This is a genomic window from Candidatus Poribacteria bacterium (genome assembly GCA_021295715.1).
In the GTDB taxonomy this organism is placed as follows: domain Bacteria; phylum Poribacteria; class WGA-4E; order WGA-4E; family WGA-3G; genus WGA-3G.
Window position 1 is genome coordinate 1 of sequence record JAGWBV010000104.1, and the last position, 10665, is coordinate 10665.

A 10665-nucleotide genomic window follows, 5' to 3' on the forward strand; every position below is an offset into this window, starting at 1 on the left:
AAGACGGTTGTTCTTCGGAAAAACCGCTATTGTCTACGAAGCCGAAGCCCCTACCTTTAGGTAGTGGGTGCTATCACTTAAATGAAATAACCCAAGTTGCTACGAATAAGTTTTGAACGTTTTAAGAAGATTTTCGGGTGCTTTTTCACCCCGTAGGGGTGATATGTCTATAGAAAATGGTATATTTAAGCAACCGCACCCCGTAGGGGTGCTATGTGTATAAATAGGTGGCAACTTGGGTTGAAATAGTACTGCCGAATTTTCACCTACGGAGGTTGGTAAGAGTGGAAGATGTAAGAATTGAACGGATTGAATGGGCACGCTTGACAGGCGAACGCCCGCGCAAAGCGGGTTGCAATTCGCGTCTCGGTGAACACGGGTTGCATGTCCGTCCCGCCATTGCCCGTATAACAACAACAGATGGCGCGAGCGGTTTCGGATTTTCACCGATTTCCGGTGAAAAAGCACAAGAAATCGTCGGATTTCAGCTCAGCGACGCGTTCGATACAGAAAATGGGGTCACCGAAGAATTCAGGATGTTGGAGTATCCACTCTGGGACTTGGTGGGTAAACTGGCGCAAAAACCCGTCTACGCGATGCTTTCTGGAGAAAACGGAGCGTTTCGCGCCCCGTGTTACGACACCTCACTTTATATTGATGATTTGCACCTTGACGATAACGCTGAAGCGGCGGCACTCATTGCGTCTGAGGCGTTAGAGGGAAAAGCGCGCGGGCATAATGCCTACAAAATCAAAGTAGGGCGCGGTGCGATGCACATGCCACTCGACAAAGGGACGCAACGGGATATTGATGTCATCCGCGCCGTACGTCAAGCAGTGGGACCCGACGCATCAATTTTGATAGACGCAAATAACGGCTACAATCTCAATCTCACCAAACAGGTACTCGGCGGTGCAGCTGATGCAAACGTCTATTGGATGGAAGAAGCCTTCCACGAGGATGCCCGTGTCTATAGTCTGCTGAAAGAATGGCTAAATGCCGAAGGTTTAGAAACCCGTATTGCCGATGGCGAAGGCGGTGCCTCACCGAATTTGGTGGACTGGGCAAAAGATGGACTCATTGATATTGTCCAATACGATATTTTCTATCCTGGCTTCTCACGCTGGCTGGAACTCGGTCCTGAGTTGGATGCGTCGAACGTCGGCACAGCACCACATCATTACGGTGGACACTATGGAAATTACGTAACCTGTCACCTTGCTGCAAAGGTAGAGCGGTTTGAATTCGTTGAATGGGATCACGCAACGACACCGGGTTTAGACGACTCTGGGTATTCCATATCCAATGGTTATGTAAACGTCCCACAGAGTCCGGGTTTTGGACTGAATCTGGATGAGACACCCTACCAAAAAGCGAGGGAAGAAAACGGATTTGATGTTCGCGCGTAATTAAGTCGTGTGTGCATTAGCGTCAAGCCGTTGTGAGTATCACTGATGCTAATGCGATTACAAAAAATCTGGGAGAAATAGAACCATGGCATATTTAACGGAAGCAGACAAGACTTTCTTTAAAGAAAACGGTTATCTGATTGTGCGCGGTGCCCTGGGGCAGGAAGCGATTGATGCCGCGCTTGACAGACTCTGGGAAGCAATGGACGAAGACAGAAATGACCCCGAATCGTGGATACGCAAGGGGTATCGCACAGTACCTGTTGGCAGTGAAGAAGTTATCAGCGGTACAACATACAACAACCGAGTCTTCGCTATGGCAGAGGAGCTTGTCGGTATGGACAAATTGAATACGAGCGGTGGTGCGGGACCGCATATCAATTTTCCGGATCCAGACAGGAAATGGAATGAACCGATGGGGCACCTTGATGGTTACCACACGCCTACGAATGGTGTGCCGAAAGGGGTCGTTGGTTCGTTCACGCTTGGTGCTACCGTTTATCTCAGCACAGTTGAAAAACATGGCGGCGGATTTACTGTCTGGCCAGGAAGCCATCAGATTTGGGCAGAATACTTCAGACACCATGACTTAGATAGCCTCCCAGGGGGTATCGCCCCCTTTGATTTAGGACCGAGTTACGAATTCACTGGTAAGGCAGGTGATGTTTGTTTCTGGCATCATCAGATGAGCCACACTGCTGGTCCGAACTGTGGTCGCAACGTCCGAATTGCATGTATTAGTAGGTACCGCCGAAGAGATCTCGATCAAATTAAGTTTGAGACTCCTGATGACATGTGGAAATATTGGGACGGGATTTCATAGCGTCTGGGTTTCTTCCTCGTATCAAGTTTCCTTGTGTTGGAGCATTACATAATGCTCCAAAATCGCACCTACAGCTACACCCTAATTTTTAATTTGTCAAATATTTGGACCTATGTTATGCTTTTCTTAACCGCATTTTATAGCGAGCAATAGTGTCAACCTTCAGTTAGTAGCAGAAACATGTTAGGGAAGTTTGGGAATGGACCTCTATCTGAACCCTTCCAAAATCACCGAGATAATAGGTGTGGAAGAAGAAATAATTAAGCGAACATTAGAACGGCGAGATGGGGACATTGAACCCTATCTGCGTGTCGTCTCTGCCCCACCTGAAAACCCTGGAGATCGTCCAAAGCCACAGATTCAGTTAAGGATTGATGGTCTCGCGCTGCTGATAAAAAAACTCACCTATAATATCCCTACAGATGATATTATTGAGAACCTCAGTTGTCAGGTATTTCATATTACGCATCTCAGGGAAACGTGTGAAAAATTGGAAACAGAGAATCAAGCCCTTATTGCCGAAAATGAGCAACTCCAGGAAAGAGTTGGAACGTTTCAAACCGAGAAAGATAATTTGTCCGCAGAAGTTGAAGACCTGAAAAGTCAACTCATTGCGGAACGATCCAAAACTTGGGTAGCCCGTTTACTCAAACGCGGAGATTGATGGGGCTGGACGAACGCGGCTGAAGGTGCTATCCCTGCAGGTATCGAAAAATCGCTATGGCAAAAGAAAAACGGAATCAACTGCTTGCGATCGGGTTCTTCGTGCTCGGCATGATCTGCCTCTATGTAGAGGGTATCTCATTCGTCCCATCTGTCATCGCTCAAAATGCCGTTTTGCTCAAAGGTATCGCGTTGGTGCTGCTGAGCATCGCTGCGATCCTTGCGGGTACTGCTTTTGAAAATAAACAGCGAATCGCCATCATTTCCAGCATAGGTTTGGCGATGAGTCTCGGATGCCTCTATCTGCCTGTCCCTTCAATCTTGCCCGGTTCAACGTTCCATATCCTTTTCGCTTGTGCAATTGCATTTGGCATGACAACCACTGCGAAGCGAGCAGCGACTATCGGTGCAGCAGCCCTTGCCTGTATTGGCATCGTTTTTCTTTACCAGCCTTTCTTCCCATCGCTTAATGGTACCGCCCTACACCTACTTCTACCCGGTATAATCGTTTTCTCAATCGTTTTTTCGCAGAAAACCTTGTGTGAGCAGATTTCTGTCGGCTTAATCGCGCTGGGTTTAATCGCGCTCTGCCAACCTTTTCTGATACTATTCTATCAAACCGGTTTCCAACTGTTGCTTACCGGATTAACAGGTTTTATTGTCGCAGCACATCGCTAAAAATTGTTAGACAAAAATTCTGGTCTTTCCATGAACTCTAATAGAAAAAAAGTTGTAATAGTAGGGGCAGGGGTTATCGGTGCCGCGATCGCGTATCATCTGTCCCAACGCGATGGAATCGCTGTGACGCTTCTGGAGCGTGACATTCCCGGTGCTGGGGCATCTGGACACTCTTTCGCGTGGGCAAACGCCTTTGGAAAGGAGCCGCGTGACTACCATACCCTCAACCGGCGTTCGTTGGATATGTGGTACCGACTCGCCCATCAACTTGATGCGGATATAGGTATTCACTATGGCGGCGAAATGCGGTGGGAAAACAATCCACAACATGCGACGCAGCTACGTCAACGCATTCAACAAATTCAGAGGTGGGGTTACCCGTGTCGGCTCATTACCCGTGATGAGATGTTGACACTTGAACCACACCTACACCTCGAAACCGTAGCAGCAGCATCTTTCTCAGAAGCGGATATCCACATTGAGACCGATAGATTCATTAATGTGTGTCTCCGACGCGGGCGCGAAACGGGTGTGGTGGTGCATCCACAAACCAGTGTTACTGGGTTTGTTATTCGTAATGGTAGTATCGTTGCTGTCAAAACCACCGATGCCGAATTTTCGTCCGATATTGTTGTCTTAGCAAGCGGTGTTCAGACGACCGAACTCGCCTCCTTAGTGCATACGCATATTCCGCAGCAACGGAGTCCGGGTATCGTTATTGAGACAACGCCGTGTGCTAAGGTTTTACACAATGTTGCGATCATTCATGCCCCTCCGAAAGATGAGAATCATCAGCACCTTCACCTCCGACAAATGGCTGACGGGAGTCTTCGGATCGGGCAGGGTACACAAGAAGGGATAAACCGTGATGATTCGCAACAGCATGCCGATGCGCTCCTCGCTCGTGCCAAAACCTATTTGCCAGCGATAGCAAATGCTGAGGCAATTCCAACGCCAGTGGGGTATCGTCCAATGCCGCTTGATGGGTTTCCGGTCCTTGGGTTTACCGAAGCAGTACAAAATCTGTATATAGCATTGATGCACAGCGGTGTGACATTAGCACCCTTGGTAGGTGAAATGGCGACCTTGGAAATTGCTGACGATGTGCGGGTGGATTGGTTCGCACCGTATCGACCAGAGCGATTTAGATAGGGTGTTGGGTTGCACGATTCCCTGCTTGCAAAGGGTTCTCGGTAACCCTCAAGAATTGTTGGATGCTACGGTTAATTAAAAAGAAGAAAATTTATCTCAATTTATTTTCAAACATTTGATATACTTTTATCATTAAATTGCTGTGGTGCCGAGTTGGGGGTTGTACGATCACAACCTCATCATTTACACAAATCCCTCCAAGATTAGAGCAACGAAGGAGATAAACATGTTAGATGCAAGAAAATTTTCGCTGATGCAATTTGTTACGCGAATTGCTATTTCTGTTTCTATCTTGATTTTTATATCGGTTCTCCTTAGCTTTGGCGGGGAAATCCTTGATGACTTTGATGATGGCGATACGGAAGGCTGGGAACGTTCGCCACAAAATGAAGATAGCAAGTCCTTTTGGGGCATAGAGAAAGGGAACACTTTTGTCACTTTCGATCCAAAGGGGATCGTGTGGAGCGAAGCGATCTCCCAGTTCAATTTCACTGGCGAAGGGTTAAACATTGGGGACCCAAGCAAATGGACAGACTATGACGTGGAGGTAGATTTGCGGCACAAAGAGGTAGCCAACTTCCCAGGTGGCGTTCGTGGACGCGTTGACCTTGAAACAGGTTCCCATTATGTTGTCTGGCTATATCCAGGATCGGCAAAAATGAATCTGTTTAGTAATCCAGGCTGGGACATTAATACCGGTCTGCAAAACCACGGTGAAGCTCCTTATAAGCCCGAAGTGGATGAATGGCACACGGTCAAATTGAGTTTTTCAGGTGCCACCATTAAAGTCTTCTATGATGGGAAGATGATGATTGAAACAAAGGATAATCAGTACAAAAGTGGAACGGTAGCACTCGGTAACCAAGACAAAATCGTGGATTACGATAACGTCCGCATCACTGGTCCCGATATTCCCAACTTTAATGCAAGTGCTGTCGAACCAGAAGATAAATTGACGATAACTTGGGGGCAGATAAAGTCGTCGTTTTAGAATCTATTTGAAGAAGGGAGGAATTGTCCGAAAGAAGGCGAGTCTATATAGACGAGATTTACTGATTGACTTAGGAACTCACGTAGGATTTAGAAGTTGTCCTGAAGTCAACCCTATTTCTCATAATGATCTGTGTACACCTTCACCAAGTCCCCCTTCCGAAAACCCGGAACAGCCGTAGCACACTCCAGTGCCAGATGCTCATAATCAATCTTCATCAATCGTGATAAGACATTAAGATTGCTCGCTTTTAAAAGCATCCACTGTTTGTTCCGCTCGCACTGCTTTTCATCTGTCTCTCTACGGGAGTAATCCTGCCACCCTTGACACGGCACAGCAAAATCAAAGGAGTTTTGAAAGACCTTCAAAGCGTCAGGTGTGTTGTTATACTGCCACATCTGAAAGGCACTATGTCGAATCGGTAAAGGCTCATACTGTCGCATATCGGGATGTGCGCTTACTAAACGCGTCCACACTTGGAACTCTGTATTTACCGAATAGGATTTATCGGTGTCGAGGTGGAACGCATCTCTTGGAAGGGGCAATTTACTGATAAACCGCATACTGGCATCAAGCCTCTTGTGAGTGCCAAACTTCCGGAAATTAACAGGGACAATAAACGCGACAATATCTGCCAAATACGCGGCATGGTTAAAGAAGTCTATCGCTAATTTTCCACGCTTGCCAAAAGGTGGATTGCCAATGATGGCAATATTTCTGCGTGTGAACGGGAAATCGGTGATTTCAAAAAAGTCTTGGGACCTCACATCGCTACATTTTGGCACGAGATCTATGCCTAACCGATTTTCCGGCGGCAAGAGTTTGTAGAACGCCCCGGTGCCAGCCGCAGGCTCTATGAAAAAGAGGTCGCTGAGACTTCGGTTTAGTGTTGAAAGCGTGTCTGTGAAATGCTCCCAACATGCCCTCGCGACCTCTGATTTCGTATAGAATTGGTCTAATGAATGTTGCACGATTTTTGTGAACTATACAGTGAACTACTCAAAGAGCACCAATTCGCCATCTTTGACAACCAGGATTTTCGGGGCGTAAACCGCCTCCCCGTGAGCATCAAAAGAGAATTTACCTAAAATTGTATCAAAATCTTTAATACTTGCGAGCGCGTCTCGAATCGCGGCAGAATTGGTTGAGTGTACCTTCGCGAGTGCCTCCGCCAAAATATAAAATGTCGCATACGAGCGCGCAGCATAATTGCTCGGTTCCATACCGAATGTGGCGGTATAATTTTCCACAAATGCTTGATTTTGTGGTGTATCAACAGCGGCACCCCATCCGATAAAAGTCATCGCTCCTTCAGCAGCCGCACCTGCCGCTTGCACATCTCCTCCGGTTAATGTGCGCACGATAAAGGGAGCGGATATACCGAGTTGATGCCCTTGGGTGAGGATGCCAGGTTTTTCTGGGGGTAAAGATGAAACAAAGATAACATCAGGATCCAGTGCCTGGATTCGGGTTAACTGTTCAGAAAAGTCGGTATCCCCCCCTTGGAAGGTTTCAGTGGCGACCACTTCAACCCCTTTCGCCGCCAGTACCTCCCGCACTGCCTCATCTCCATCAGTAGAGAAAGGATCAGTTTCATCATAGAGCGTAGCAGCTTGTTGATAACCGAGTTTCGCCTGTGTTGCTTCAATGCCGCTTGGTATCAGCACATTTGTGGCAAGTGAGACGCGAAAAACAAAATCACCCAGCGCGCTGAGACCGCGAGCGGAGGATGTCGGACTTATTGCCACTACCTGATTCTCTTGGGCAATCGGGAAAACTTCTTCGGTTTGGCCTGAGGTAGAAGGTCCGAGGATAACAGATACTCCGTCTTGATGAATCAGTTTGTTAAAACCCTCAACCGCACCCTCTATAGTGCTTCCATCGTCTTCAATGATGAGTTTGAGTTGTACGCCGTCGTGTTGTGCGGCGTTAATCTCATCGAGTGCCAATTCAAAGCCTTGCGATATTGGGATGCCAAACGAGGCACTGAGCCGACCTGTCAACGGTAAGACGACACCGATGGAAATATTTTCACTATCTTCCGTCATCTGAGGTGTGGTAGGTTGAACAATCTGGGAAACTCGATCACACGCGGAAAATCCGACAATTAATGCAGCAATCGCAAATAAAAATGCGAATGGTGTAAATTTTTTAGTGTTCATAAAACTCCTTTGATTGTATACGTAATTTATACTTTAGTCTATTGACAGCACGCGAAGTGCTTATTATTTCAGTCTTCTTATTATATCATTTTCACTCTGAAATTCAATACAAAATCGCCTTGGTTCCCAACAGCCATGTACTTGACTAATTTTCTGTTATCGGATATATTGAAGTGAATTCAAGCCTCAGAACAGACAACTTCATACCAGATAGGACACTATGACAACTGAAGCAAAATCACCGGTCCGTTGGGGAATTCTCAGCACAGCAAACATCGCGACAAAAGTCGCCCGTGCGATTCATCTCGCTGGGAATGCTGACTTAATAGCCGTCGCGAGTCGGACCGAAGAACGTGCCGCTGCATGGGGACGAGAGCATAATGTCTCTACGACCTACGGCACCTACGATGCCCTCCTCGCTGATGACTCACTTGATGCCATCTACATTCCCTTACCGCCCTCACTTCACGCCGAATGGACAATCAAAGCCGCCGAACACGGCAAACACGTCCTCTGTGAGAAACCGCTCGCTGCAAACGCTGATGAGGCGATCGCAATGGCAGATGCTTGTCACCAGAATGGGGTGCAACTCATGGATGGTGTTATGTGGGTTCACCATGAGCGCACCGCGGCGATGAAACGGAAACTAACAGACGACACCCTCGGACGACTCCGGCGCGTGACAGCGGCATTTACCTTCAATTGGGACACAATTCCTGTCGGGAATATCCGGGCGATGAAAGAGTTCGCAGGTGGAAGTCTCGGAGATTTAGGCTACTACTGTGTCCGTGCGATTCTCTGGGCATTCGAGGAGATGCCAACACAGGTGTTCGCGACGGCGCGTTACAAAGTCGGCGTGGATTTTAATCTTGCGGGTATCCTCTGGTTCAGCGATGAACGCATTGCTACCCTGGATTGTGGGTTTGACACAGGGCTCCGAAAGTGGTTCGAGGTCGCTGGCACGCGCGCCTCAATCGTTTGTGATGATTTCACCGTCCCTACTTCTGAGGACTCTGCTCGATTTTGGGTGCATGGACCCGACGGAAACGAGCAGAACACGATTGAGGGAGGTATCCAAGAGGCCACAATGATTGAACGGTTCTCTCATATCGTGCAATCTCGGAACCTTGAGGAAAAGTGGGCTGAAGTGGCAGTAAACACAGTGCGCGTCTGTGATGCATTACTTGAATCGGATCGGCGTAAAGAAGTGGTCGAACTCTAATACCGGAAACATTAATTGAGGATTGCTATGAAAATTACCAATATCGAAACGTTTATTGTGGATGCTGGATGGCGGCCCTGGACTTTTGTGAAGGTGGAAACCGACGAAGGCATCACCGGTTACGGTGAATGTAGCGATGGCAGGAATCCTAACGGTGTGGTGGGAACTATTAAGGACTTTACACCACTGATGATTGGACGGGATCCACGCCCCTATGAGATGCGGTTTTGGGACATGATTCGCGGCTCTCGGCAAAGCCCCGGCGGTATCGCGGCGAAAGCGATTGCCGGTATTGAGTGTGCGTTGGTAGACATTAAGGCGAAGGCGTTGGGAATCTCGGTTGTTGAGCTGTTCGGTGGACCGACACGCGATGATGTGCGTGTCTACTGGTCACACTGCGGTTCTTCCCGCGCACGCAACTATGAACTCATCGGTGTCCCACCCTTAAAAAGCATGGATGACATCGCCGCATTGGGTCGTGAAGTCGTCGAAAAAGGCTTCACCGCGCTCAAGACTAACATCATTTTCCCCGGCGACACCGCATCTGTCCATTTCGGAGGCTTCGGGGGTGGACCCGGGACTACCGACGGAAACGTAACATCTCAAGTGCTACGCCACATTGAAACCTTAATCGGCACTTTCAGGGAAGCCGTAGGTCCCGATGTCAGTATCAACCTCGATCTGAACTTTAACTTCAAACCGGAAGCCTGCATGCGTATTGCCAAAGTGCTTGAGCAGTTCGACTTGCTCTGGTTGGAGATTGATATGTACGACCACGAGGCTCTCCGCCAAATCAAGGATTCTACGACAACCAAGATCTGCACCGGTGAAAACCTCTATTACATGCGCGAATATCTCCCCTACTTTGAGTGCCGCGCTGCCGATGTGTTCATGATAGATGTGCCGTGGAACGGATTCGCACCCTCAAAGAAAATCGGCGACTTAGCGAATGTGTTCCAACTCAACGTCGCGCCCCACAACTACTACAGCCACCTTGCGACCCACATGAGCGCGAGTCTCTGCGCTGTCCTGCCCAATGTGCGAATCATGGAGATAGACATTGATGATGTCCCGTGGAAAGACGATTTGACGACGCATGTTCCAGACATTACAGATGGCTATATGAAAATCCCGACGCGTCCCGGATGGGGAACGGATCTCAACGAAGAGGTCGCCAAAGCACATCCCTGGCCTGATCGGAGAGGAGATTGGTAAATATATAGGAAGGGAAAAGTCATCTTACACTACGAAGTCTTTTTACGGGAATTGACGGAATGAAAGCCCACTGCTTTAGCTTTGGGATGAAATTCCGCAGTTGTGGAAAGGACCAAACGAAATGTAGTATAATTAAAGTATCGTGTTGGACCGACATGCAAAGCATTGTCGCTTGACAATGTGTCGGTCCCACCTACTTTGCGGGGGTTAAAGACACGATGCACGATATACCATGAAAACCGAAAAATATGAGTTCTACCACCAATCTAACTTGATACAGATCGGCAATTTGATTGACGATTTGCATGGTGTGCATGTTCACCTCTTGAGGTTGCAGAGACGCTATTATC

The 10665-nt window shown here is 48.0% G+C and carries 10 protein-coding genes; 8 read left to right on the forward strand and 2 right to left on the reverse strand.

The annotated features are described in order from the left end of the window. Nucleotides 1-275: 275 nt before the first annotated feature. The 6 genes from J4G07_19615 (at nt 276) to J4G07_19640 (ending at nt 5716) form a co-directional block, all read left to right on the forward strand. Nucleotides 276-1409: a mandelate racemase gene (locus tag J4G07_19615; protein ID MCE2416198.1), complete on the forward strand. Its 1134-nt coding sequence runs from the start codon at nt 276-278 to the stop codon at nt 1407-1409. Nucleotides 1410-1494: 85 nt separating this feature from the next. Next, nucleotides 1495-2232 (forward strand): phytanoyl-CoA dioxygenase family protein, encoded by a 738-nt coding sequence (locus tag J4G07_19620; protein MCE2416199.1) that lies wholly within the window; start codon nt 1495-1497, stop codon nt 2230-2232. Nucleotides 2233-2431: 199 nt separating this feature from the next. Next, nucleotides 2432-2896: a hypothetical protein gene (locus J4G07_19625; protein MCE2416200.1), complete on the forward strand. Its 465-nt coding sequence runs from the start codon at nt 2432-2434 to the stop codon at nt 2894-2896. 56 nt (nt 2897-2952) lie between these two features. Further along, the gene (locus J4G07_19630; protein ID MCE2416201.1) at nt 2953-3573 is read left to right on the forward strand and encodes a hypothetical protein; all 621 of its coding nucleotides are present in this window, start codon (nt 2953-2955) and stop codon (nt 3571-3573) included. A 30-nt stretch (nt 3574-3603) separates the two neighbouring features. After that, nucleotides 3604-4725, forward strand: coding sequence for an FAD-binding oxidoreductase (locus J4G07_19635; protein MCE2416202.1), 1122 nt, complete (start codon nt 3604-3606; stop codon nt 4723-4725). Nucleotides 4726-4951: 226 nt separating this feature from the next. Beyond that, nucleotides 4952-5716 carry a DUF1080 domain-containing protein gene (locus J4G07_19640; GenBank protein ID MCE2416203.1) on the forward strand — a complete coding sequence of 255 codons (765 nt, stop codon included), beginning with the start codon at nt 4952-4954 and terminating at the stop codon, nt 5714-5716. A 113-nt stretch (nt 5717-5829) separates the two neighbouring features. Here the strand turns inward: J4G07_19640 and J4G07_19645 are convergent, their stop codons facing one another. Continuing rightward, nucleotides 5830-6687 (reverse strand): hypothetical protein, encoded by an 858-nt coding sequence (locus tag J4G07_19645; protein ID MCE2416204.1) that lies wholly within the window; start codon nt 6685-6687, stop codon nt 5830-5832. 24 nt (nt 6688-6711) lie between these two features. Then, nucleotides 6712-7878, reverse strand: a complete 1167-nt coding sequence (locus J4G07_19650; protein MCE2416205.1) for an ABC transporter substrate-binding protein — start codon at nt 7876-7878, stop codon at nt 6712-6714. Nucleotides 7879-8098: 220 nt separating this feature from the next. Here J4G07_19650 and J4G07_19655 point away from each other — a divergent pair, with 220 nt between their 5' ends. Beyond that, nucleotides 8099-9100, forward strand: a complete 1002-nt coding sequence (locus J4G07_19655; protein MCE2416206.1) for a Gfo/Idh/MocA family oxidoreductase — start codon at nt 8099-8101, stop codon at nt 9098-9100. 27 nt (nt 9101-9127) lie between these two features. After that, nucleotides 9128-10315, forward strand: coding sequence for a mandelate racemase/muconate lactonizing enzyme family protein (locus J4G07_19660; protein ID MCE2416207.1), 1188 nt, complete (start codon nt 9128-9130; stop codon nt 10313-10315). The last annotated feature ends 350 nt before the right edge of the window (nt 10316-10665 follow it).

What these genes read in the sequence shown, in the direction of transcription:
- J4G07_19620 (MCE2416199.1), top strand. Translation starts at nt 1,495, where the DNA reads ATGGCATATTTAACGGAAGCAGACAAGACTTTCTTTAAAGAAAACGGT.
- J4G07_19640 (MCE2416203.1), top strand. Translation starts at nt 4,952, where the DNA reads ATGTTAGATGCAAGAAAATTTTCGCTGATGCAATTTGTTACGCGAATT.
- J4G07_19630 (MCE2416201.1), top strand. Translation starts at nt 2,953, where the DNA reads ATGGCAAAAGAAAAACGGAATCAACTGCTTGCGATCGGGTTCTTCGTG.
- J4G07_19650 (MCE2416205.1), bottom strand. Translation starts at nt 7,878, where the DNA reads ATGAACACTAAAAAATTTACACCATTCGCATTTTTATTTGCGATTGCT.
- J4G07_19625 (MCE2416200.1), top strand. Translation starts at nt 2,432, where the DNA reads ATGGACCTCTATCTGAACCCTTCCAAAATCACCGAGATAATAGGTGTG.
- J4G07_19655 (MCE2416206.1), top strand. Translation starts at nt 8,099, where the DNA reads ATGACAACTGAAGCAAAATCACCGGTCCGTTGGGGAATTCTCAGCACA.
- J4G07_19660 (MCE2416207.1), top strand. Translation starts at nt 9,128, where the DNA reads ATGAAAATTACCAATATCGAAACGTTTATTGTGGATGCTGGATGGCGG.
- J4G07_19635 (MCE2416202.1), top strand. Translation starts at nt 3,604, where the DNA reads ATGAACTCTAATAGAAAAAAAGTTGTAATAGTAGGGGCAGGGGTTATC.